The 21,203-nt window shown below is 73.4% G+C and carries 23 protein-coding genes, 1 other RNA gene and 1 pseudogene; 11 read left to right on the top strand and 14 right to left on the bottom strand.

Annotation, left to right across the window (positions count from 1 at the left end):
* Positions 1-21: 21 nt before the first annotated feature.
* Positions 22-630, bottom strand: a complete 609-nt coding sequence (locus tag AC3ERT_RS31020; RefSeq protein WP_435126323.1) for a TetR/AcrR family transcriptional regulator — start codon at positions 628-630, stop codon at positions 22-24.
* Between the two features lie 216 nt (positions 631-846).
* On the opposite strand from AC3ERT_RS31020, the gene AC3ERT_RS31015 reads away from it, so the two are divergent.
* From AC3ERT_RS31015 to AC3ERT_RS31005, 3 genes are all read left to right on the top strand, one after another.
* Positions 847-1,725 (top strand): LLM class flavin-dependent oxidoreductase, encoded by an 879-nt coding sequence (locus AC3ERT_RS31015; protein ID WP_435126326.1) that lies wholly within the window; start codon positions 847-849, stop codon positions 1,723-1,725.
* 61 nt (positions 1,726-1,786) lie between these two features.
* Positions 1,787-2,752, top strand: a complete 966-nt coding sequence (locus tag AC3ERT_RS31010; RefSeq protein WP_335981167.1) for an alpha/beta hydrolase — start codon at positions 1,787-1,789, stop codon at positions 2,750-2,752.
* Positions 2,753-3,009: 257 nt separating this feature from the next.
* Positions 3,010-3,897 (top strand): alpha/beta hydrolase, encoded by an 888-nt coding sequence (locus AC3ERT_RS31005; RefSeq protein ID WP_435178132.1) that lies wholly within the window; start codon positions 3,010-3,012, stop codon positions 3,895-3,897.
* On the opposite strand, the gene AC3ERT_RS31000 is transcribed toward AC3ERT_RS31005, so the two are convergent.
* Both AC3ERT_RS31000 and AC3ERT_RS30995 read right to left on the bottom strand, forming a co-directional pair.
* Positions 3,876-4,253 (bottom strand): winged helix-turn-helix transcriptional regulator, encoded by a 378-nt coding sequence (locus AC3ERT_RS31000; RefSeq protein WP_335981165.1) that lies wholly within the window; start codon positions 4,251-4,253, stop codon positions 3,876-3,878. The genes AC3ERT_RS31005 and AC3ERT_RS31000 overlap by 22 nt on opposite strands.
* 55 nt (positions 4,254-4,308) lie before the next feature.
* Positions 4,309-5,358, bottom strand: a complete 1,050-nt coding sequence (locus tag AC3ERT_RS30995) for a Glu/Leu/Phe/Val dehydrogenase dimerization domain-containing protein (RefSeq protein WP_435126334.1) — start codon at positions 5,356-5,358, stop codon at positions 4,309-4,311.
* A 79-nt stretch (positions 5,359-5,437) separates the two neighbouring features.
* Here AC3ERT_RS30995 and AC3ERT_RS30990 point away from each other — a divergent pair, with 79 nt between their 5' ends.
* Positions 5,438-5,914 (top strand): Lrp/AsnC family transcriptional regulator, encoded by a 477-nt coding sequence (locus AC3ERT_RS30990; RefSeq protein ID WP_335981163.1) that lies wholly within the window; start codon positions 5,438-5,440, stop codon positions 5,912-5,914.
* Positions 5,915-5,957: 43 nt separating this feature from the next.
* Here the strand turns inward: AC3ERT_RS30990 and AC3ERT_RS30985 are convergent, their stop codons facing one another.
* The 3 genes from AC3ERT_RS30985 to AC3ERT_RS30975 all read right to left on the bottom strand — a co-directional run bounded on the left by AC3ERT_RS30985 (position 5,958) and on the right by AC3ERT_RS30975 (position 7,926).
* Positions 5,958-6,347 carry a hypothetical protein gene (locus AC3ERT_RS30985; protein WP_435126339.1) on the bottom strand — a complete coding sequence of 130 codons (390 nt, stop codon included), beginning with the start codon at positions 6,345-6,347 and terminating at the stop codon, positions 5,958-5,960.
* A gap of 101 nt (positions 6,348-6,448) precedes the next feature.
* Entirely contained in the window at positions 6,449-6,601 is a 153-nt protein-coding gene (locus AC3ERT_RS30980) for a hypothetical protein (protein ID WP_335981161.1), read from the bottom strand.
* A 29-nt stretch (positions 6,602-6,630) separates the two neighbouring features.
* Positions 6,631-7,926 carry a hypothetical protein gene (locus AC3ERT_RS30975; protein WP_435126343.1) on the bottom strand — a complete coding sequence of 432 codons (1,296 nt, stop codon included), beginning with the start codon at positions 7,924-7,926 and terminating at the stop codon, positions 6,631-6,633.
* Positions 7,927-8,106: 180 nt separating this feature from the next.
* On the opposite strand from AC3ERT_RS30975, the gene AC3ERT_RS30970 reads away from it, so the two are divergent.
* The 3 genes and pseudogenes from AC3ERT_RS30970 to AC3ERT_RS30960 form a co-directional block, all read left to right on the top strand.
* A complete protein-coding gene (locus AC3ERT_RS30970; RefSeq protein WP_435126346.1) occupies positions 8,107-9,078 on the top strand; it encodes a Nif3-like dinuclear metal center hexameric protein in 972 nt (323 codons plus the stop codon).
* Positions 9,075-9,818: a zinc ribbon domain-containing protein gene (locus AC3ERT_RS30965; protein WP_435178136.1), complete on the top strand. Its 744-nt coding sequence runs from the start codon at positions 9,075-9,077 to the stop codon at positions 9,816-9,818. Before AC3ERT_RS30970 ends, AC3ERT_RS30965 begins: the two co-directional genes overlap by 4 nt.
* Positions 9,819-9,834: 16 nt before the next feature.
* A pseudogene (locus tag AC3ERT_RS30960) lies at positions 9,835-10,539 on the top strand (histidine phosphatase family protein); the annotation flags it as partial.
* Between the two features lie 12 nt (positions 10,540-10,551).
* Here the strand turns inward: AC3ERT_RS30960 and eda are convergent.
* The 4 genes from eda to AC3ERT_RS30940 all read right to left on the bottom strand — a co-directional run bounded on the left by eda (position 10,552) and on the right by AC3ERT_RS30940 (position 14,439).
* Entirely contained in the window at positions 10,552-11,169 is a 618-nt protein-coding gene (gene eda, locus AC3ERT_RS30955) for a bifunctional 4-hydroxy-2-oxoglutarate aldolase/2-dehydro-3-deoxy-phosphogluconate aldolase (protein ID WP_435126349.1), read from the bottom strand.
* Positions 11,170-11,322: 153 nt separating this feature from the next.
* On the bottom strand, positions 11,323-12,111 hold the full coding sequence (gene yaaA, locus AC3ERT_RS30950; protein WP_435126352.1) for a peroxide stress protein YaaA: 789 nt from the start codon (positions 12,109-12,111) through the stop codon (positions 11,323-11,325).
* A 189-nt stretch (positions 12,112-12,300) separates the two neighbouring features.
* Positions 12,301-13,125 (bottom strand): alpha/beta fold hydrolase, encoded by an 825-nt coding sequence (locus tag AC3ERT_RS30945; protein WP_435126355.1) that lies wholly within the window; start codon positions 13,123-13,125, stop codon positions 12,301-12,303.
* A 168-nt stretch (positions 13,126-13,293) separates the two neighbouring features.
* The gene (locus AC3ERT_RS30940) at positions 13,294-14,439 is read right to left on the bottom strand and encodes a glycoside hydrolase family 183 protein (protein ID WP_335981155.1); all 1,146 of its coding nucleotides are present in this window, start codon (positions 14,437-14,439) and stop codon (positions 13,294-13,296) included.
* Positions 14,440-14,922: 483 nt separating this feature from the next.
* On the opposite strand from AC3ERT_RS30940, the gene AC3ERT_RS30935 reads away from it, so the two are divergent.
* Both AC3ERT_RS30935 and rnpB read left to right on the top strand, forming a co-directional pair.
* Positions 14,923-16,053 (top strand): AfsR/SARP family transcriptional regulator, encoded by a 1,131-nt coding sequence (locus AC3ERT_RS30935; RefSeq protein WP_435126359.1) that lies wholly within the window; start codon positions 14,923-14,925, stop codon positions 16,051-16,053.
* Between the two features lie 17 nt (positions 16,054-16,070).
* Positions 16,071-16,472: RNase P RNA component class A (gene rnpB, locus AC3ERT_RS30930), an RNA gene on the top strand.
* A 635-nt stretch (positions 16,473-17,107) separates the two neighbouring features.
* On the opposite strand, the gene AC3ERT_RS30925 is transcribed toward rnpB, so the two are convergent.
* A complete protein-coding gene (locus AC3ERT_RS30925) occupies positions 17,108-17,938 on the bottom strand; it encodes an alpha/beta fold hydrolase (protein ID WP_435126362.1) in 831 nt (276 codons plus the stop codon).
* Between the two features lie 180 nt (positions 17,939-18,118).
* Between AC3ERT_RS30925 and AC3ERT_RS30920 the strand changes: the two genes are divergently transcribed.
* Positions 18,119-19,009 carry an AraC family transcriptional regulator gene (locus AC3ERT_RS30920; RefSeq protein WP_335981152.1) on the top strand — a complete coding sequence of 297 codons (891 nt, stop codon included), beginning with the start codon at positions 18,119-18,121 and terminating at the stop codon, positions 19,007-19,009.
* 12 nt (positions 19,010-19,021) lie between these two features.
* Positions 19,022-19,399: a Rossmann-fold NAD(P)-binding domain-containing protein gene (locus tag AC3ERT_RS30915; protein WP_435178130.1), complete on the top strand. Its 378-nt coding sequence runs from the start codon at positions 19,022-19,024 to the stop codon at positions 19,397-19,399.
* Here the strand turns inward: AC3ERT_RS30915 and AC3ERT_RS30910 are convergent.
* From AC3ERT_RS30910 to AC3ERT_RS30900, 3 genes are all read right to left on the bottom strand, one after another.
* Positions 19,377-20,057 (bottom strand): nitroreductase family protein, encoded by a 681-nt coding sequence (locus tag AC3ERT_RS30910; protein ID WP_435126371.1) that lies wholly within the window; start codon positions 20,055-20,057, stop codon positions 19,377-19,379. The genes AC3ERT_RS30915 and AC3ERT_RS30910 overlap by 23 nt on opposite strands.
* A gap of 95 nt (positions 20,058-20,152) precedes the next feature.
* Positions 20,153-20,737 carry a TetR/AcrR family transcriptional regulator gene (locus AC3ERT_RS30905; RefSeq protein ID WP_435178128.1) on the bottom strand — a complete coding sequence of 195 codons (585 nt, stop codon included), beginning with the start codon at positions 20,735-20,737 and terminating at the stop codon, positions 20,153-20,155.
* On the bottom strand, positions 20,727-20,945 hold the full coding sequence (locus AC3ERT_RS30900) for a hypothetical protein (protein WP_435178126.1): 219 nt from the start codon (positions 20,943-20,945) through the stop codon (positions 20,727-20,729). The genes AC3ERT_RS30905 and AC3ERT_RS30900 overlap by 11 nt, the downstream gene beginning before the upstream one ends.
* Between the last annotated feature and the right edge of the window lie 258 nt (positions 20,946-21,203).

Here is a 21,203-nt window from a genome sequence, read left to right as displayed (position 1 = left end):
GCGCGTGGGCGGGCGCGGGCGTCAGCGCGGGTCGGGGGCCGTGGGCGGCAGGGAGGGCTGCGCCAGGCCGGCGAGCAGCAGGTCGATCATGCGGCGGGCCTGGTAGTCGGGGAAGGTGTCGACCCCGATGCACAGGTTGCCGACGGCGAGCATCAGGTCGAAGGCGCGGACGTCCGCGCGGGTGGCGCCGGCGGCGGCGGACGCTCGCAGCAGCTGGTCGAGCACGGGCAGCAGGCGTTCGACGAACTCGTTGTGCAGGTAGTCGAACCCGGTCGGGTCCGAGCGCATGGCCTCGGCCAGGCCGTGTTTGGTGACGAGGAAGTCGGCGAACCGGTGAACCCACAGCCGCAGGGCCTCGTACGGCCCGACCTCCGCGGACGGCGCGTGCGCGTCGGTGGCGAGCGCGTCGACCTGGTGCTTGAAGACCGCGACCACCAGCTCCGAGCGGGTCGGGAAGTGGCGGTAGATCGTGCCCATGCCGAGCCCCGACTCCGCGGCGATCTCCCGCACGGGAGCGTGGACGCCCGCCCGGGCGAACACGGCCGCCGCGGCGTCCAGCAGGGTCTGCTCGTTCCGGCGGACGTCGGACCGCTTGCGGCCGCCCGGGGGCGAGGTGCTGGGCGTGGGCATCGGAGGCATCCTTTCACTTCACTTGCAAAGCGGAGCGACGTTCCATATCGTGATTCGGAGCGGGGCTCCGCATTTCCATCCTGCCAGACGCCTCGCCGCACGGGCACCGCCGTGCCTGCCGAACCTCCGAAAGGCGTCCGCCCCGTGATCGACACCGCGTCCTCCCGCGACACCGGGTTCCCTCTCGCGCCGCCCCGCCGGACCAGCTTCGGCATCATGACCGCTCCCACCCACGTCGCCTACGACGACATCCTGCGGGTGTGGCAGGAAGCGGACGGCATCCCGCAGATCGAGCACGCCTGGCTCTTCGACCACCTCATGCCGATCGGCGGCGACCCGGACGGCCCGGCCCTCGAGGGCTGGACGCTGCTGTCGGCCCTCGCGGCCCGCACCGAGCGGCTGCGGCTCGGGGTGATGGTCACCAGCAACAGGTTCCGGCCGCCGGCCGTGCTGGCCAAGATCGCCGCCACCGTCGACATCGTCTCCGGCGGCCGGCTCGAGTTCGGCATCGGCGCCGGCTCCCGGCCCGACGTGCCCACCGCCCGGCGGGAGTACGCGGCGCACGGCCTCCCCTTCCACGACGCCGCGCACGCCGTCGAAAGCCTCGCCGAGGCGTGCACGGTCATCCGCAGGCTCTGGACCGCGACCGAACCGTTCGACTTCCAGGGCCGCCACCACCGGCTGACCGGCGCGTTCGCCAGTCCCAAACCCGTCCAGCGCCCCCACCCGCCGATCCTGATCGGCGGGAAGGCGACTCGCACCCTGCGCGTGGTGGCCGAGCACGCCGACCTGTGGAACGCGCCCGCCGACAGCATCGAGCAGGCGATCGCCCGCAGCGCCGTACTCGACCGGCTGTGCGCCGAGATCGGCCGCGACCCGGCCGAGATCACCCGGTCCATCGTGCTGCCGGTCTCCTACGACCGGCCCCAGGACACCCGCGCCACCATCCGCGCGGCGGTCGACGGCGGGTTCGGCCACATCGTGCTCGCGCTGTCCGCGCCCTACCCGGCCGGGGTCGCGCGCTGGATCGCCGACACCGTCATCGACCCGCTCGAAGCCGCCTACGCCGTAAGCCCTCCCGGCCGCACGCGCTGACGGCCCGTTGACGCACCCCGCCCCGATCCCCGACACCACCCCCGCAACCGAGGAACCGCCGATGACGACGAACCACCCGCCCCTCGACCCGGAACTCGGCGCCGTCCTGGCGCTGGTCCACCAGCAGCTCTCCCCGACCGTCACCGCCCAGGACATCGGCGCCCTGCGGGCCGGGCTCTTCGCCGCCCCGGGCGAGGACCTGACCCGCGGCGGCACCGTCGAGGTGCGAGACCTCGCCGTCCCCGGCCCCGACGGCGCCCCCGAGGTCCCGCTGCTCGTCCTGCGGCCCGCCGGTCTGGCGGCGGGAGCACCCGTCATCTACTACCTGCACGGCGGCGGCATGATCATCGGCGACCAGCGCACCGGGGTCGGCACCGTCCTCGACTGGGCCGTCGCCAACGGCGCCGTGGTGGTGTCCGCCGGCTACCGCCTCGCACCGGAACACCCGGACCCCGCACCCGTCGAGGACTGCTACGCGGGGCTGCTGTGGGTGCACGAACACGCCGGGCGGATAGGCGGCGACCGGGACCGTGTCGTGCTCGCCGGAACGAGCGCCGGCGGCGGACTCGCGGCCGGCGTCGCACTCCTGGCCCGCGACCGGGGCGGCCCCCGGCCGCTCGCCCAGGTGCTGATGTGCCCGATGCTCGACGACCGCTTCGTCACACCGAGCAGCCGGGAACTCGACGGCGAGGGCATCTGGGACCGCACCAGCAACACGACCGGGTGGCACGCCCTGCTCGGCGAACGCCGGGGCACCGACGACGTCAGCATCTACGCGGCACCGGCCCGGGCCACCGACCTTGCCGGCCTGCCCACCGCCTTCATCGACGTCGGCTCGGTGGAGACCTTCCGCGACGAGGCCATCGACTACGCCGCCCGGCTGCTCCAGGCCGGCGTCCAGTGCGAACTGCACGTCTGGCCGGGCGGCTTCCACGGCTTCGACGCCATGGCCCCGCACGCCGCGCTCTCGCGCACCGCTTCGACGACCCGGGCCGCCTGGGTCCAGCGGCTGCTGGCCGCGGGCTGACACCAGAAGTTTCCGGCCCGGCGGTCCGCTTGACCTCGATCCTTTCGCCGGCGCCCGGCCCTGACAAAAAAGTAAGCTCTTACGTCCGATCGGGAAAAGGCATAGCTTTGCGGAAGTCGGCGATTCCGCCGCACCGATGTGCACCTTTACGCGAATACCCGCGTCCGTGCACGTCCCCACCCGCGCCTTTCCCGAATGATCGGAATTCCGTGATGCCGAGCCCCGAATCCGACGCCCTCCGCGCCGCACTCCAGTCGATGGCCGACCGTATGCGCGACCGGCCCGACATGGATCTGCCGACGCTGCGCGACATGATGGACGAACTACAGGCGCAGTCCGCGGAGCCCACCGGCGTGACGTACGAGGAGGTCGAGGCCGGGGGGCGGCCGGCGCTGTGGTGCACACCGCTCGGCTCGGCGACCGACCGCGTCATCCTCTTCCTCCACGGCGGCGCTTTCGTCGCGAACTCGAAAGACACCCATCGCAAATTCGCCGCCCATCTCGCGAAAGCGACCGGTTGCCGTGCCCTGGTGATCGATTACCGGCTGGCGCCGGAGCATCCCTTTCCGGCCCAACTCGAGGACGCGGTGGCGGTCTACCGCGATCTCCTGCGCACCGGCGTCGAACCCGGCCGTATCGCCGTCGCGGGCGATTCCGGCGGCGGCGGGCTAGCGACCTCGACCGTCCTGAAACTGCGCGACGACCACGACCCGCTGCCCGCGGGGATCGTGGCGGTCTCCCCCTGGTACGACATGGAAGCCACCGGTGAGACCTTCGACACCAACGCCGCGCACGACGTCTTCGCCAGCCGGCCGACCACGCTCGCGCTCGCCGCGATGTTCCTCGGCGAGCACGGCTCCCCCACCGACCCGCTGGCCAATCCCCTGTACGCGGACGCCACCGGACTGCCACCCGTCTATCTGACCTGCGGCGGGTACGAGACGATGCGGGCCGACGCCGAACGCTTCGCGCGCCTGGCCACGCACGCGGGCGTCGACGTCACCCTCGAAGTGGGCGAAGGGATGCAGCACATCTACCCGTTGATGGCGGGCCGGGCCCCCGAGGCCGACCGGACCGTCGCGAACATCGCGCGCTGGCTGCGTCCCAAGCTGGGGCTTTCCCGTCAGGGCGCTTCCGCGTCGTAACGCTCCCGCGCCTGCACCATGGGGCCGATGTGGTCGTCGACCCAGCGCACCAGGGTGTGCAGCCGCACAGTCAGGTCCGCGCCGAGCGCGGTCAGGCTGTATGTGACCTGGGGCGGCACGGTCGGCGCCACGGAGCGTTCGACCAGTCCGGCGCGCACCAGGACCTTGAGGTTCTGCGACAGCATCTTCTCGCTGATACCGGCGACCTCGGCGGTCAGTTCGGAGAACCGGCGCGGCCCGTCGAACAGGGCGTCGAAGATCAGCACCGCCCACCGGTTGGTGACCCGGTCGAACACCGCTCGCGGACACTGCTGGTCCAGCACGCCGACCGCGAGCGGCGTCCCCGCGGCTCGCACCTGGGACACACCTTCCACCGGTTCCATACCCGCACAACCCGCGGTCGGCCCCGGCCTATTCCGGACGGACGGCGGAGGCGAGCCGGGTCTCGGCGATCCGCCGGGCGGCCTGCTGCGGGGTCACGCCGGTCGAACGGGCCAGGTCCAGCACGTGGCTGACGGTGTCGCCGATGCGCTCCACCCGCTGCTGGGCGGCTTCGTGGCCGTAGTGCTCCGATTCCCGGCTCAGCGCGTAGACGATGCCCCCGGCGCCGGCCACGTAGTCCGGGACCCAGACCACGCCGTGCGCGGCGAGGGCGTCGGCGACGGACTCCTCGGTGAGCTGGTTGTTGGCCGGGCCGACGACCAGGGGTGCGGTCAGCCTGGGCACGGTCGCCGCACTGAGGACGCCGCCGACGGCCGCGGGGACGAAGATGTCGGCGGGCGCGGACAGCGCCTCATCGGGCTCGACCCATCCGTACCCGTACGCCAGGGCGGTGTCCTTGCGGGACCGGTCCACGTCCGACACCAGGACGCGGGCGCCCTCGGCGGCCAGGCCCGCCGCGATGCCGCCGCCGACCGACCCGAACCCGCTGATGACCACCGTCCGGCCGGCGCTGGAGGCGCTGCCGAACACGTGCCGGGCGCCCGCGCGGAGGGCGGCCAGGACGCCGGTGGCGGTGGGACCGCCGGAATCGCCGGTGCCGCCGTGTTCGCCTGGCGCGCAGTAGGCGTACGGCGAGAAGCGCTTCAGGACCACCATGTCGTCCGGGCCGGTGCCGATGTCGGGGCCGGTCCGGTACGACCCCTCCATGGCGGCGATCAGCTCGCCCAGGTCCTCGAGCGCGGCCTCGCGCAGCCGCTCGGTGAGTTCGGTGTCCCGGCCGAGGGCGATCACGCTCTTGCCGCCGCCGAAGTCCAGACCGGCCACCGCGGCCTTGTACGTCATGGCCTCCGACAGGCGCAGCGCGTCGGCCAGCCCGTCCTGCCACGTGTCGTAGCGGCGCAGCCGGCACCCGCCGACCGCCGGGCCCAGCGCCCGGGAGTGGACAGCGACGACCAGCGGCAGCCCCGAGCGGCTGCCACGACGGACAAGGACCTCTTCATGTGCGAACGCGTGGCTCATGCGCCTGAAGCTAGAGTGACGCTCGGACGAACTGGCGCTATGCCGAACGAAATTCGGACGGCGGCCGTGGAGGGTGGTCATGGACGACATTGATTCGGCGATCGTGCGCCATCTACAGGTGGACGGTCGGCTCTCCAACCGCGCGCTCGCGGAGAAGCTCGGCATCGCACCGTCCACCTGCCTGGAGCGCACCCGGCTGCTGCACAAGCGCGGCGTCATCGAGGGGTACCGGGCCCAGGTCTCCCTGCGCGCGCTCAACCGCCCGGTCCAGGCCATGGTGTCCACGCAGGTCCGGCCGCTGCGCCGGGACGTGGTCGCCGCCTTCGAGCAGTCGGTGACCCGGTTGCCGGAGGTCGTCTCGGTCTACACGATGGCCGGCAGCGACGACTTCCTCGTCCATGTCACGGCCCAGGACATCGACCACCTGCACGCCTTCCTGCTGGACCAGTTCACCAACCGCCGCGAGATCGTCGGCTTCCGCACCTCGATCATCTACCAGCACCTCACCAACCCGGTGCTCGAGCCGCTGCCCCCCGCACCGGAACAACGCGCCTGAACATCCCGCCTGACACATCCCGCCTGAACATCGGGCACGCAGGTCAGTAGCCGAGACGTTTCTGCCGCTTCTTCTCCGCCCGGTCCCGGGCCCGCTGCTCCTCCCGGGCCCGCCACTCCGCCTCGACCTCGCGCCGGGTGTCCTCGCTGTCGCGCACCAGCTCCGCGACGCTGAACCGGCACAGGACGTGCCAGTCGGTGGCGTACTCGCTGGGCACGTCGCTGCCGACCAGCAGGAAGCCGTCGGCCGAGCGGAACAGCCGGGTGCGGGGCGGATGCCGCAGCTGGCGCGGCTGGAAGGTGGTGGCGTGGCCCTCCAGCCGGGCGAGGGCCTCCTCGCGGGTGCCGGTGAACACCTCCAGCACGGTGTTGTGCACGAAGCCGTAGCGCCCGCCCTTGGCCTCCTCGACGATCAGACCCCACCGTGTCGCCATCGACGTCGACTCCCCCCCGGAATCCGGAACGCGGCACCCGACGGGTACCGCGTTCCGCTGTCGTCCGCCGCTCCGCTGCCGGAGCCGCTGCCGGTCCGGCCTCAGCCGGTTCCCTCACGACGGTGCTTGCCGTGCGGCGCCGCCGCTTCGCCGTCCTCCGCCGAGGCCTCGCCCCGGTGCCGGCCGGCCACGTCCTCGTCCGCTCCCTGGTGCGCGTGGTCGCGCGCCTGATCGGCCCTGGTCGTGTTCGCCATCTTTCTGCTCTCCCCCTGTACCCACCTGACTACATGCTCACGCGCGGGCGTTCACCCTCGGTGACGCGGGCGAGTCTACCGAGGATCATGCCGCCGCCGGGGCAGGGGGCCTGCTGTGTCAGCGGCGCGTTCTGGAGCGGGAGCACCGCGAGCGTGCGGCGCGCCGGGGGCAGCGCGCGGGCCCGCACCACCCGCGGCGCGGGCAGTGCGCGCGGCGCCGGGGCGACCTGCGGCGGCGGGTCGTACGGGTGCAGGGCGGCGGGCGTCGGCAGGTGCAGCGGGGAGCGCGGCAGCCAGCGGGCGGCCGGGCCGAGCCAGTCCGCGGGCGCACGGCGCCAGTGCAGCCGGCGCTCGCCCGGCCGCCACAGCGCGAGCGAGGACCGCCCGCCGGGCACCGCCGAACGGAAGGCGACCACGCACGCCTCCGGGGCGAGGCTCTGCCCGGGCTGCGCGGCGACGGGCGAGAGCAGCGCACCGGCCACCCGCAGGGTGTCGGGGAAGCGCACCGGGTGGCGGCTGCCGAGCACGCCCCAGCCGAGCCGGGGCTCGCCGGTGGCGTCGCTGCGGACGATCAGCAGCCCGCTGTCCGGCTCGGCGAGCAGCAGCCGGTCGTCGCTGTCCTCGGTGAGCTGGAGCAGCGGGTTGACCTGGCCGGCGAACAGGTCGACCGCCACGGTCTTGGTCCGCCCGTCCAGTTCGCGGTCCAGGGCGAGCAGCCGCCCGGTGCGGTCCAACCAGGCGCCGCCGGTGCAGCGGCCGGGCAGCGTCAGCAGGTGCACCGGGCCGCCCCCGCTGCCGCCGCCCGCGTCGCACAGCTGCCACAGCGAGGTGACGCCGCCGCCGGCGTCGTAGCAGGTGGCGAAGGCGCCGAACGGGGCCGGCGGGAGCAGCCGCACGTCGGTGCCGGTGAGCGCGCCGATCTCCTGGCTGCCGGTGCCGGTGCCGGACGGGTAGAGCAGGGACAGGTCGTGGCGGGTCCCGGTGGGGGCGGCGTCGGCGGCGGTGCCGGCCGCCGTACCGCGCCGTACGAGCACGCGGCCGTCGGGGAGGGGGAGCACCTGTGTGCCTGGCTCCTCCGGGCGCGGACCGGGCAGCGCCACCGCGTAGGGCTCGGGTCCGTCCAGCGACCAGCGCTCGACGTACCAGCCGCCGCCCCCCTCGCCCTCCTCGCTCGGCACGGTCGCCGCCGCGAGGCAGGCCGCGTAGGCCCCGTCGGCGCTGATCGTGAAGCCGCTACGGTGCCGGGCCGCCGGTTCCGCGGCGGGCGCCCGCTCCGGCGGGGTCGGGTCCGAAAGCTGGCGGGTACCGGTCGTGTCGAGGGTCATGTGGGTTCTCCACCTCCAGCTCAGGACGGTAGTTTTCGTACTTCACGACGATCAACGCGAGCCGGGACAGTTCACACGTAAGGGTGTCGCCCCGTGCGAACCGACGCTGTCACCCGAGCCGTTGTGCTGCGTCGGCCGCTCGCATCCCGGCCGGCCGGCGCGGCGGGTAACCTTCGTAACGTGCCCGCACCCTCTCTTGCCGACGTGCTCGCCGCTCTGGACGCCCTCTGGCCGCCGGAGCTGGCCGAGTCCTGGGACGCCGTCGGCCTCGTCTGCGGCGACCCGTCCGCGACGGTCGGCCGGGTGCTGTTCGCCGTCGACCCGGTCCAGGAGGTCGTCGACGAGGCGGTCCGGCTCGGCGCGGACCTGCTCGTCACCCACCACCCGCTCTACCTGCGCGGCACCACCACCGTCGCGCCGGTCGGCCCGGCCGGCTTCAAGGGCCGGGTGGTGCACGACCTGATCCGCGGCGGCGTGGCCCTGCTGGTGGCGCACACCAACGCCGACCGGGCCGACCCCGGGGTCTCCGACGCGCTCGCCGCGGCCGTGGACCTGCGCGTCACCGGCCCGCTCGTGCCCGACCCGGCCGACCCCGCCGGCCGCCGGGGCCTGGGCCGGCTGTGCGCGCTCGACGTGCCGATGCGGCTGGCTGACTTCGCGGCGCGGGCCGCGCGCGGCCTGCCGGACACCGCCACCGGGCTGCGGGTCGCCGGCGACCCGGACACCCTGGTCCGCACGGTCGCGGTCTGCGGCGGCTCCGGCGACAGCCTCTTCGCCGAGGTCCGCGCGGCCGGGGTGGACGCCTTCCTCACCGCCGACCTGCGGCACCACCCCGCCTCCGAGGCCCGGCAGGCCGGGCCGCCCGCCCTGGTGGACGCCGCGCACTGGGCCACCGAGTGGCCGTGGTGCGAGCAGGCCGCCGGCCAGCTCGACGAGATCTCCGACCGGCACGGCTGGAATCTGCGGACCCATGTCTCGCGGGCGGTCACCGACCCCTGGACGCTCCACGCGCCTTCCACCACGCCGGACTCCGCCGCCATGACGGACCCGTCCGCCGCGCCGGACCCCTCGGACGTGACCGGGCCGCCCGGCCCGACCAGCTCGTCGCCGAACCCGAATTCCCCTTCCAGCAGCACAGGAGCCCCCCGCTGAACGCCGCGCCCGCCGACCAGATCCGACTTCTCGAAGTCCAGGCCCTCGATGCGCGTATCGCGCAGCTCGACCACAAGCGCCGCAACCTCCCCGAGCACGCCGAGCTGGAGCGGCTGGGCGCCGACCTCGCCCAGCTGCGCGACCTGCTCGTCGCCGCCCGGACCGAGGAGAGCGACACCGCCCGCGAGCAGACCAAGGCGGAGCAGGACGTCGACCAGGTGCGGCAGCGCGCGGTCCGCGACCAGCAGCGGCTGGACTCCGGGGCGGTCACCTCCCCGAAGGACCTGGAGAACCTCCAGCGCGAGATCGCCTCGCTCGCCAAGCGCCAGTCCGACCTGGAGGACGTCGTCCTGGAGGTGATGGAGCGCCGCGAGAACGCGCAGGAGCGCGGCGCCGAACTCGCCGACCGGGTCGCGGCCTTGGAGGCCAAGGTGGCCGAGGCCGAGCAGCGCAAGAACGCCGAGCTGGAGGGCATCGACGCCGAGGGCTTCACCGTCGCCAAGGAGCGCGAGGTGCTCGCCGACGCCGTCCCCGGCGACCTGCTGGGGCTCTACGACAAGCTGCGCGCCCAGCAGGGCGGCATCGGCGCCGCCCGGCTCTACCAGAAGCGCTGCGAGGGCTGCCGGCTGGAGCTGAACATCACCGAGCTGAACGAAGTGCGGGCCGCTCCGGCCGACACCGTGGTGCGCTGCGAGAACTGCCGCCGGATTCTGGTGCGTACGGCCGACTCCGGGCTGTAGGGCGGTGGCCGCGACGGGGCAGGGGGCGCCCGATCTGGGCACCCCGACCACGTTCGTGCTGCTGCGGCACGGGGAGACACCGCTCACCGGGCAGCAGCGGTTCTCCGGCAGCGGCGGGACCGATCCGGGCCTGTCGGCGCGGGGACGGGCCCAGGCGGAGCTGGCCGCACGGGAGTTGGGCACGCAGGTCCTGGCCGCGAAGGAGCCGGGCGCTCAGGAGCCGGGCGGCCCTGGCGCCGTGCACGCCGTGGTCAGCTCGCCGCTCGCCCGCTGCCGGCAGACCTCCGCCGCGGTCGCGGACCGGCTCGGCCTGGACGTCACCGTCGAGGAGGGCCTGCGCGAGACGGACTTCGGCGCTTGGGACGGCCTGACGTTCGCCGAGGCGCGGCAGCGCGACCCGGAGACGATGACCGCGTGGCTCGGCGATCCGGCCGCCGCCCCGCCCGGCGGGGAGAGCTTCGCCCGGGTCGCGGAGCGGGTGGCGGCCGCCCGGGAGGCGCTGCTCGCCGCGCACCGCGGCCGGACGGTCCTGCTGGTCAGCCATGTCACGCCGATCAAGACGCTGATCCGGCTGGCCCTCGGCGCCCCGCCCGAGGCGCTCTTCCGGATGCGGCTGGACCCGGCCGCCCTGAGCGCGGTGGACCACTACGCCGACGGCAACACGTCCGTGCGGTACGTCAACGCGACCGCGCACCTGCGGGAGCTGCCCGGCCGCGGGTGAGGCGCGGGCGGTTCACCCGGCCAGCGCGGCCGCGGAACGGGCCAGTTGTGTGACGCGGTGCCACGCCTTTGCCCGCAGGGCCTCCTGCGGCAGCATCCATGTGCCGCCCACGCAGGCGACGTTGGGCAACTCCAGGTAGGCGGCGGCGCGTTCGGCGTCGATGCCGCCGGTCGGGCAGAAGCGGGCGCGCGGCAGCGGAGAGTGCAGCGACTTCAGGTACGGGGCGCCCCCGGCCGCTTCCGCGGGGAAGAACTTCATGTCGGTCACGCCGAGTTCCAGCAGCCGCAGGACCTCCGAGGCCGTCGAGACCCCGGGCAGGCTCGGCAGGCCCGAGGCCCGCATCGCCGCCAGCAGGTCCTCCGTCCAGCCCGGGCTCACCAGGAACCGCGCGCCCGCCGCCTTCGCCGTCTCCACCTCGGCCGGGCCCAGGACCGTACCCGCGCCCACCACGGCGTCCGGGACCTCCGCGGCGATCGCGCGGATCGCCTCCGGCGCGGCCGGGGTGCGCAGCGTCACCTCGATCGCCCGCAGTCCCCCTGCCACCAGCGCGCGCGCCAGCGGTACGGCGTCCTCGACCTGCTCCAACACGACCACGGGGACCACGGGGGCCAGGTCCAGCACACTCTCCATGCGGCTCATCCTCACCCGCCCCCACCACCCCCCGCAACGCCCGTTGCAGAGCGCGCAACGTCCTCGGAGGAGCCGCACCACGAAGGGGCGCGGGGGACTGCGCGACGAGCCACAGCGCACGGTCAGGTGGGCCCGGCCGCCAGGGGCAGGACCTCAGTCGCCGGGCCCCCGCAGGAGCACGTCGAGTTGGGGCGAACCCGGGGGGTGCTCGACCTCGTAGCCGAGGTCGCGCAGCGCGGTGGCGAGGGCGGGAACCGTCTTGGGCGCGGCGCCGGCCGTGAGGAGCGCGCGCAGCAGCTCCCCCTTGGTCGCCTTGTTGAAGTGGCTGACCACGGACCGCTTCTCGACCCCGCCCACGACCCGCACCTGGAGCACCCGGACCGTCGCCGTACGCCCCGCGAGGGCCCCTTGCGGCTTCCACGCGGCCGCGTACGCGGCGGACCGCAGGTCCAGGACGAGCCCGCCGCCGGCGACCTCGGGCAGCACCGCGTCCAGGTGCGGCCGCCAGTAGGAGGCGAGCCCCCCGGTGCCGGGCAGCCGTACGCCCATCGAGCAGCGGTAGGACGGCACCCGGTCGGCGAGCCGCAGCACGCCCCACAGCCCGGAGAAGACGAGGACGGAGCGCCGGGCCCGCCGCAGCGCGGACGCGTCGAGGGTGGCCAGGCCGAGCGCGTCGTAGAGCACACCGGTGTAGAGCTCGGCGGCGGGCAGGGTGGGCGCGGTGCGCAGCGCCGCGTTCTTCGCGAGTTCGCCGCGCAGCCCCGGGGTGAGCCCGAGCACCTCGGCGGCCTTGTCCGCGTCGCCCTCGCACAGCCGCACCAGCTCGTCGAGGACCGCCCCGCGCGCGGCGGTCAGCTCGGGCAGCGACAGGCCGTCCAGCGCGAGCGGCCGCCCCCGTACGGCGGTGGCCTTCCCCTCGGACGGCGGCAGCAGGACGAGCACGGGTTCTCCCTCGGGTTCCGAAGACGGCGTACGGGCCGGCCGCCGTGCCTTCGCACCTCGGCCGGCCCCGTAGCAGCCTACGGCCGTACACACCCGGCTCCCGCCCCGGTCAGGGGGCGGGAGCCGGGTCGGGCCGGGTCCCGAAGAGGCCGGACGGGACCCGGCGGCCTGCGCGCCGCGCGGCGGGGCTCAGCCGCGGGCGAAGGCGAGCAGGTCGGCGTTGATCACGTCGGCCTGGGTGGTGATCATGCCGTGCGGGAACCCTTCGTACGTCTTGAGCGTGCCGTTCGGCAGCAGCTCCGCCGACCGCGGTCCGGCGTTGGCGTACGGCACGACCTGGTCGTCGTCGCCGTGCATGACCAGCACCGGGAGCGTCACCTTCTTCAGGTCCTCGGTGAAGTCGGTCTGGCTGAACGCGACGACGCCGTCGTAGTGCGCCTTCGCGCTGCCGGTCATGCCCTGCCGCCACCAGTTCTGGATCACGGCCTCGTCCGGGGTCGCGCCCTCCCGGTTGAACCCGTAGAACGGGCCGGCGGCGACCTCCCGGAAGAACGACGAGCGGCGGTGCGCGGTCTGCGTCTGGAAGTCGTCGAAGACGCTCTTGGGCACGCCGCCCGGATTGCTGTCGGTGCGCACCATCAGCGGTGGCACCGCGCTGATCAGCACCGCCTTGGCCGCCCGGTCCTGCCCGTGGCGCGCCAGGAAGTGGATGACCTCCCCGCCGCCGGTGGAGTGGCCGACGTGGATCGCGTCGCGCAGGTCGAGGTGGGTGACCACGGAGGCCAGGTCGTCGGCGTAGTGGTCCATGTCATGGCCGTCGGGGACCTGGGCGGAGCGCCCGTGGCCGCGCCGGTCGTGCGCGACCACGCGGAACCCGTGGTCGAGGAAGTACATCAGCTGGGGGTCCCAGTCGTCGGACGACAGCGGCCAGCCGTGGCTGAACACGATGGGCTGGCCGTGCCCCCAGTCCTTGTAGAAGATCTCCGTGCCGTCCCGTGTCGTCACGAAACCCATGGCTCTCCCGGTCGTATATGGGGCGATTCCCCCCAACGGGACTGTATCGCCGGGCCCGGCGCACCGCAGTCCAGCAGCGTTGCCCCTTTTCCGTTCCCGCAAACACGGTTCCGCCGCGGAATTCCCGCTGCCCCGAATTCCCGCCGCCCCCGCGTTTCCTTTTCCGGCCTAGGACCCGATCCCGTCGAACTGGCGGACCCAGTACGGGGCCTGGCCCACGGTGCCGTTCCACTGGGACACGATGAGGGTGAGCGCGTCCGCCGAGGCGCTGCCCGGGTGGATGTAGCCGCCGTAGAGGTTCGGCACGGTCAGCGAGGTGATCCGCGGGATCGGCGTACTCCACACCGCGTCCGGGCGGGACGCGCGGCGGGTGCAGATCGCCCCGAGGACCACGTCGAAGTAGCTCATGCAGTACGTGCCGCCGATCCGCTTCACCGAGAACTCGCCGGTGTTGTTGCCGGACAGGATGACCGACGGCGGCGCTGCCGTGGTCCACTGCCACGCGCCGTTCAGGTACGCCCAGTTCTGCTGCGCGCCGAAGTTGCCGTCGTGGAAGTCGCCGGGCTGGATGCGGAAGAGCTGGATCGCGCCGCCGTCCGCGGTGTTGATGTGGGTGCCGTTCCAGCGCTTGGAGAAGATGTACAGCCAGCCGTCGGGGTCGATGCCCGCGAACGACCACATGCCGTACATCGACTGGTTGACGCCCCGCACGTCGCCGTCCCAGTGGTACGGGAAGTCGGTCCAGGTCGCGCCGTAGTCGTCGGAGTACGCGACGCCGGACATCAGCGAGCCGTCGTACCCGGCGGGCGGCCCCCAGGTCGCCACGGACGTGTACTGGAGGTAGGTGCGGCCGCCGAACTCGATGCAGTCGTTCGGGATGCGGCTGACCTCGGTGCCGAACCCGTTGTTCGCGTTGTGCGTGTAGTTGAGCAACTGGCGGGCCGTGCCGTTGGGTTCGGCCCAGGTGAAGGAGATCGGGGTCGCCCCGGACGCGTCGAAGCCGGCCTGGTTGAGCATGACGGGCGAGCCGATGTACGTACCGTCCGCCTGCTGCATGCCGGCCCAGGAGTCGCCGAAGACGTAGCCCCAGGTGCCGTCGTGCTCGCGGTAGTAGGGGATGCCGAGGTCGCCCGAGCCGAGGCCGACCGCGCTCGCGGAGTCGCCGGCCTGGTCGCACAGCGGGGTGCCGTTCTGGGCGGCGGCGGCCGGGGCGGCGCCGGCGAGCCCGGCGCCCAGGACGCCGGTGGCGGTGGCGGCCAGACCCATTCCGGCCTTGAGAACGGAGCGGCGGTTCGGCCGTCCAGCGTGGGACATGGGGCGGTCCTCCAACGGTGTCGGTTCTTCCGGTGCGTTGCGGTGCCTTGCGGCGCGCTTGCGGCGGCCCCGACCACGCGACGGGCGCGGGCGGGGCCGTGGACGGGGGCGCCTGCGCTGCGAGTCGCGCGGGGGGCGCGGTCCCGGTGCGGCTCCTACCCCCGCCGCACCGGCGACCGTCCCCCGTTCGCCCCCGTTCCGGTGCGCGGCCGGCATCGCGCACCCGGTCGAGCACCGCGGACAGAACGCTAGGAGCGGCCGATGAAATCACGGTGAAACGGCCTGCGGCGCCCGGCCGTTGTTGCCTCGCCGGTGCCGGCCGACCGCCCCGCCGCTGCCGGCCGACCGCCTCGTCCGCCGTGTGTTCGCGCAGGTCAGCGCGGTGTACGCGGATCGGTCGGATATGGCCAGTCCGGTGACCTGTCCTCCCGGGCGCCCCCGTACCCACACTCGGCGGCACCGGCCAGAGATTGGAGTCGCACCGTGCTGTCGACCGTGTCCCCCCTCACCCAGCAGGAGCGCCAGATGCTGCACGCGGTCGGCTGCGGCCTGCGGGACCCCGAGATCGCCGCGTGCCTGGGGCTGCCCGAGCCCGCGGTGCGCGGGATGCTCGGGCACCTGCTGGCGAAGCTGGGGCTGCCGGACCGCTCGGCCGCGATCGTGTACGCGTTCGACAGCGGTGTGGTCGTGCCCGGGCGCGGGCCGCGCCGGCCGGGCGTGCACGCGGGGTGCGTACCCGTAGCCGCTGCCGTGCCCGTACCCGTACCCGTGTCCGCCGTGCCTGCTCCCGTACCCGTATCCACCCCCGTACGCGATCCGCAGGAGGAGGCGCTCCGGATCTGCCTGCTCGGGCCGCTCCAGGCGTGGCGGGACGGCCGGCCGGTGGACCTCGGGCCGGCCCGGCAGCAGTCGGTGCTCGCCGCGCTGGCGCTGAGCCCCGGCCGTGCGCTCGGCCCGCAGGAACTGCTCGACGGCGTCTGGGGCATGGAGGCACCCATGGCCAACGTCGTACCCGTCTACGTCTACCGGCTGCGCAAGATCCTCGCCGCCGCCGCGGCCGGGCAGCCCCCGGTGATCAGCCGCGACCGCTGCGGCTACCGGCTGGCCGGCGCCGTGTCCGTCGACGCCGCCCGCGTGGAACGCCACGCCACCGCCGCCGCGGCCGCCGCCCGCACCGGCGACCTCGCCGAGGCCGTACGCCTCACCGCCCGCGCCCTCGACCTCTTCCGCGGCGAGCCCCTCGCCGGCCTGCCCGGGCCCCTCGCCGAACTGGAGCGGATGCGCCTGACCGAGCGCCGCAACCTCCTGGTCCGGCGCAAGGTCGACGGCCAACTGCGGCTGGGCCGCCACACCGAGGCGATCGACGAGCTGTCCGCGCTGTCCGTCACCCAGCCCCTCGACGAGTCCGTGGCGGCCATGCTCATGTGCGCCCTCCAGAAGGGCGGCCGCCCGGCCGCCGCCCTCGAGGTCTTCGACCGCACCAGCCGCCACCTCGCCGCCGAGCTGGCGACCGCCCCCAGCGACCTGCTGCGCCGCGCCCGCCGCGCCGTCCTGCGCGGCGACACCGTCCTCCTCGACCCCGCCCAGGCGTGGCCCGCGGCCGCCGCGGGCTAGGATGGGGGTACGGCAGACGAGCCGGGCGGACGGTCGCGTCGGATCACCTGTGATCCGCCGAGGAACGTCCGGGCTCCACAGGGCAGGGTGGTGGCTAACGGCCACCCGGGGTGACCCGCGGGACAGTGCCACAGAAAGCAGACCGCCGGGGACCTCGGTCCTCGGTAAGGGTGAAACGGTGGTGTAAGAGACCACCAGTGCCCAGGGTGACCTGGGCAGCTAGGTAAACCCCACCCGGAGCAAGGTCAAAAGGAGCGCCCTCACCGGCGCTCTGCGCGGACGTTCGAGGGCTGCCCGCCCGAGTCCGCGGGTAGACCGCACGAGGTCGGCGGCAACGCCGGCCCTAGATGGATGGCCGTCTCCCCGGCCGCCGCGAGGCGCCCGGGCGACAGAACCCGGCGTACAGCCCGACTCGTCTGCCCCACACCTTCCCCCGGGCCCGTATCGGGCAGCCCCGATAGCCCCCGACGTCCTAGGCTGAGGCTCGGGCGGTGTCGTCGTCTTGGCGGAAGTGCACTACGGGGGGGTTCAGTGCAGATCGCAAGCGGAGTTCTGTCGGTCGTGTTCGTCGTGGGAGGAATTCTCCATCTCCTCGGGAGGACCACGGCGATCAGCCCCGCCGCTCGCGGTCGTCCCGGCGCCTGGGCCCAGATCCTGGTCGGCGTCTCGCTGGCCCTCTTCGCTCTCTCGCGCCTTCCCGCTCGCCACCGTCTCGTCCGGGATGCGCTGCTCCTTCCGCCGAGCCTCCTCTGCCTCGTCGTCTCTGCGTGGCTTCTCTGGCGCGGTTCCCGCCGCCCTGCGTGACCATGCACCCGGCAGTCGGCTGCCTGGTCCGCTTCGGCGCCGCGACTCCGGCGTCGCACCGTCGCAGCGGAGGTGGGCCGCAGGGCGGTTGTTGCGGCCCGCGATCCCGCACGGTGCGTGTTCGCCGCGCGCCGGCGCGCCCTCGGGGGCGTGACTTGGGATGCATTGCGTGTGCAGGGGGCGGCGACGCGCCGCTCGACAGCCCGTGGGCGGGGACGGCCGCCTTCCCCGCCCACGGCGTGGGCGCGTGTCAGCTGGTGCCGTGGTCTGCCTGCTCGACCAGGTCCGCGACCGCCCCGGGGTGGCTGACCATGGCGGCGTGCGAGGAGTTGACCTCGACGGTGTGTGCTCCGATGCGCTGGGCCATCCAGCGTTCGAGGTCCGGGCTGATCGCCTTGTCCTGCTTGGCGACCAGGTACCACGAGGGAATGGTCCGCCACGCGGCCGCTGTGGCGGCCTGGTTGAGGGCCGCCAGGTCGATCGGCTCCTGCGTGTCCGCCATGTCGGTCGCCTCGGCGGGACCGACGTCAGCGGCGAACACCTTACGGAACTGGGCCGGGTCGATGTAGGAGTCAGTGCCCTGGGTTCCGTCCGGCTTGGTGTACTCCTGCTCCTGCAACGGCAGGGCCGTCGCGGGATGGTCGACCGGGTGGGCCGTCAGGTCGGCCAGCGACTCGCCGACGTCCGGCACCGAGGCCGCCACGTAGACGAGGGCCTTGACGTCCGGATCGCCCGCGGCCGCGTTGGTGATGACCTCGCCGCCGTACGAATGACCGACCAGGATGATCGGTCCCTTGATGCCGTTGAGGAAGTCCCGAACGTAGGCGGAGTCCCCGGGCAGGCCGCGCAGCGGGTTGTTCGCGGCCCGGACCGGATAGCCGTCCTTGCGCAGGCGGTCCATCGCGCCGTACCACCCGGAGGAGTCCGCGAAGGCTCCGTGCACGAAGACGACAGTCGGCTTGGGCGTGGACGTGGTCGCGTGGTGGCCGGCGGCGGCGCCGGCGGTCGGGATGGAGATGGCCGCTGCGGCGGCGAGAGCGGCGGCGACGAGCGCGGAGCGCCGGATGACAGGCGTGATCACAGGAACCTCTTGCGAGTAGAAAGAACGGTCTATCTTCTTACTGGATGAGCGTGGCACGCATCCGGCCGGATGGCAAGGGAGAACGTTCCTTCTCCGTAAGAGAACGCCACTTCAGGGTGGGGCGGACCGGGTCGGCCCGCAGCCCGGATCGCGCCGGGCGGCGCTGTTAGCGTGGGCTCGGTGGACATCATCGGCACCGTCGTCAGCAGTCTGCGAGCGGGGCGCGCGTACGGGCGGCGCATCAGCAAGCACGGGGCCTGGAGCATGCACTTCCCACGCTTCGCCGGCACGGGCTTCCACGTGGTGCTCGCGGGTGAGGGCCGGTTGACAGCCGCCGGCATGGAGCCGGTCACCGTTCATCCCGGCGATGTCGTGCTCGTACCCCACGGAGCCGAGCACGCCCTCGGCCATGTGTCCGCGACGACCGGCTTCGAGTTCTTCTGCGGGGTCTACCGGCTCGGTCAGGTTCCGCTGCATCCCTATCTCGGTCAGATGCCGGCCGTCGTGGTGCACCCGCGCGGTGAAGGCGACGTCGACCTGCGGGACCTGGCCGACTTCGTCGACCGTGACGTGACCCGGCCGGCGCCGGGGGAACAGGTGATGCGGGCGGCCCTCGTCGATCTGGTGGTGGTGCATCTTCTGCGCCGGACATCGGAAGAGCGGCGGACGGACGCCTGGCCGGCCGCGGCCGACTCCTCCATCGCCCCGGCGCTGCGCGCCCTGCACGACGCGCCGCACGAGCAGTGGACCCTGGAGCGGCTCAGCACGGCCTGCGCCATGTCACGTGGCGCGTTCAGCCGCCGGTTCGCGTCGGTCGTCGGCACGCCGCCGATGAAGTACCTGGCACAGCTGCGCCTCGCCGGCGGCGCACGGCTGCTGCGGGAGACCGGGGAACCGCTGGACGCGATCGCCCGGAAAGTCGGCTACTCCACCGGTTTCGCCTTCGCGCACGCGTTTCGCCGTGAGTACGGGCTCGCGCCCGGCCGCTACCGGTCCGAGCGCGGTGCGCAGATGTCACACCCGCGCATGGAACCGTCATCTTCGATCATGGTGCCGCCGCCCGCCGAATGATGCGGTGGCCTCATGACGATTGTTGTTTTCGGCGCCACCGAGCTCGGGGACGCGGCGGCCGAGGTGCTGGTGGGTGAGGGCCACGCCGGCGCCGTGTACGAGCTCGGCGGCGCGCGCTCGTACACGATGGACGACGTGGCCTCGGCCATCGCCCGGTGGTCCGGCCGGCACGTCGAGTACCGCGACGTGCCGGCCGGCGACTACCGGGCCATGCTGGTGAAGCAGGGCATGCCCGAGAAGGTGGCCGAGATCTTCGCCGACACCCAACTCGGCATTGCCCGCGACGAGTTCTACGTGAGTTCCGGCGACCTGACGCGGCTCATCGGCCGGCCGTCCCGGACCCTCGAAGAGGCACTGTCGAGGACGGCTACCAGCGGTTCCAGTGGCTGAAGTTCCTGTCATCGGCGCGCGGGGCCGGCTTGAAGTCGGTGCCGATCGTGTAGGCGATCGGGGTCAGCGCGACCTGGACGGTTTTGTCGAACGGGAGGCCGAGCAGGTCGGCCATCTCGCGCTCGAACGTGAGGTGGGCGACGGTCCATGCCGTTCCCAGTCCGCGTTCCCGCGCGGCGAGCATGAAACTCCAGGTCGCCGGAACCACCGAGCCCCAGTTGTGCGCCTGCCCCCGGATCGAGAGGAGTTCCTCGCGACGAGCGACCCGCACCACCGGGATCATCAGCACCGGCACCTCGTGCAGATGCTGGACCAGATGGCCGAGGCTGCCCCGAATCCGTCCCCACTGCGACGAGGCGAAGCTCATCCGGGTCGGGAGCGGGGTGGGGTCGTGCTCGTCGGGAGCACCGGCCATGAGCCCGGCGCGCCAGATGTCGGCCGCTTTCGCCTTCGTCGCCGGATCGTCGATGAAGACGAAGTCCCACTGCTGCTGGTTGCGGCCGGTCGGTGCCTGGGTGGCGACCTTCACCGCCTCCTGGATCAGCTCCCGCGGAACGGGCCGGGTCAGGTCGAGGCGCCTGCGCACCGCGCGCGTGGTGGTGAGGACCTCGTCTGCGGTGAGCCCGAGGGCCTGGTGCGTCGGACCGCTGGTGTTCACTGGGCCGCTCCTGGTTCGTGGCAAAGGACAAACGGACAAACGGGCAAAGGGACAAGGAGACAGGGAGGCGGAGGGAGCAAGGGGTTCCGCGGTGGCTACGGCGCCGTCCGGGTGGCGGGCAGCGCCGCGTCGAGCAGGGCGGCCGCCGCATCGCGCGTGGCGTGCACCACCGCGGGGTCGCGGTCCATCTGAAGGGACTGCGCGGCCCCGTCCCACAGGGCGTGCAGTTGCATCGCCACCGCCGAGGGGTCGGCCGCGCCCGCCTCTGCCGCGAGGTCGGTGAACGTCGTGCGGAGCCACTCGCGGTACTCCGAGGCGACGGTGTCCACGCCGGCGGCGTGCGACTCGGCGGTGGCGCGGGCGAAGGCGCATCCGCGGTAGGTGCTGTCGGCGGCGAATTCCAGCTGGATGTCGAACGGCGCGAGCGCCCTCTCCCGTGGGTCGTGGCGGCTCGCGAGCGCGCGTTGGAAGCGCGCCTTCATGCCGTCGTGCCGGTCGCGGAGGTAGGCGGCGACCAACTCGTCCTTGGACTTGAAGGCGTCGTACAAGCTGGCCTTCGCCACCCCCGCGTGTTCGAGGAGCCGGCCGATGCCGACGCTTCGGATGCCCTCCTGGTAGAACAGCTCCGCGGCGGCCGAGAGGAGCCGTGCGCGAGGTGTACCGCGCGTGTCAGTCTGCATCCGACTCACCTTTTCCTGTGGTGGGAACAACCGTCGTCAACGCGGCGGCGCCGAGGGCCGCCAGTACCAGGGCCAGTCCCGCCGCGATCCGGGTGAGCGGTATCCCCGCACTCGTCAGGGCGCCCGGCACGATCGCGGCGGCGCCGAGACCGAGGTAGGCGACGACGAAGACGGCGGCCATCAACGCCGGTCTGTCGCGGTCCGACACGCCGGCGGTCACCATGCGGATGGGGCCCTGGAAGCCCGGACCGAACCCCGTGCCCGATCGAGCTCGCGAGGACCAGCGCGCCGGGCCCGCCCGGTCCGCCCGGTCCGTCCTGAGCGTCCCGAGCGGACGCGAGGACCTCCAGCGGCGCTGCCCCGTACATACGGCGGGATGCCAACGGTCCCCTCCTCCGGACAGACCGGTCTGTCCGGAGGAACCTAACAACAGACAGGCCGGTCTGTCCACCGCAGTCCCGACGTC

It is taken from the genome of Actinacidiphila sp. bgisy145, assembly GCF_057708125.1.
Note: the sequence above shows the minus strand (reverse complement) of the source record. Positions and strands in the feature narration are given on the sequence as shown.

What these genes read in the sequence shown, in the direction of transcription:
- AC3ERT_RS30985 (WP_435126339.1), bottom strand. Translation starts at nt 6,347, where the DNA reads ATGGCGACACGGTGGGGTCTGATCGTCGAGGAGGCCAAGGGCGGGCGC.
- AC3ERT_RS31010 (WP_335981167.1), top strand. Translation starts at nt 1,787, where the DNA reads ATGACGACGAACCACCCGCCCCTCGACCCGGAACTCGGCGCCGTCCTG.
- AC3ERT_RS30990 (WP_335981163.1), top strand. Translation starts at nt 5,438, where the DNA reads ATGGACGACATTGATTCGGCGATCGTGCGCCATCTACAGGTGGACGGT.
- AC3ERT_RS30995 (WP_435126334.1), bottom strand. Translation starts at nt 5,358, where the DNA reads ATGAGCCACGCGTTCGCACATGAAGAGGTCCTTGTCCGTCGTGGCAGC.
- AC3ERT_RS31015 (WP_435126326.1), top strand. Translation starts at nt 847, where the DNA reads ATGACCGCTCCCACCCACGTCGCCTACGACGACATCCTGCGGGTGTGG.
- AC3ERT_RS30940 (WP_335981155.1), bottom strand. Translation starts at nt 14,439, where the DNA reads ATGTCCCACGCTGGACGGCCGAACCGCCGCTCCGTTCTCAAGGCCGGA.
- AC3ERT_RS31005 (WP_435178132.1), top strand. Translation starts at nt 3,010, where the DNA reads ATGGCCGACCGTATGCGCGACCGGCCCGACATGGATCTGCCGACGCTG.
- AC3ERT_RS31020 (WP_435126323.1), bottom strand. Translation starts at nt 630, where the DNA reads ATGCCCACGCCCAGCACCTCGCCCCCGGGCGGCCGCAAGCGGTCCGAC.
- AC3ERT_RS30915 (WP_435178130.1), top strand. Translation starts at nt 19,022, where the DNA reads ATGACGATTGTTGTTTTCGGCGCCACCGAGCTCGGGGACGCGGCGGCC.
- AC3ERT_RS30945 (WP_435126355.1), bottom strand. Translation starts at nt 13,125, where the DNA reads ATGGGTTTCGTGACGACACGGGACGGCACGGAGATCTTCTACAAGGAC.
- AC3ERT_RS30905 (WP_435178128.1), bottom strand. Translation starts at nt 20,737, where the DNA reads ATGCAGACTGACACGCGCGGTACACCTCGCGCACGGCTCCTCTCGGCC.
- AC3ERT_RS30980 (WP_335981161.1), bottom strand. Translation starts at nt 6,601, where the DNA reads ATGGCGAACACGACCAGGGCCGATCAGGCGCGCGACCACGCGCACCAG.
- AC3ERT_RS30975 (WP_435126343.1), bottom strand. Translation starts at nt 7,926, where the DNA reads ATGACCCTCGACACGACCGGTACCCGCCAGCTTTCGGACCCGACCCCG.
- eda (WP_435126349.1), bottom strand. Translation starts at nt 11,169, where the DNA reads ATGGAGAGTGTGCTGGACCTGGCCCCCGTGGTCCCCGTGGTCGTGTTG.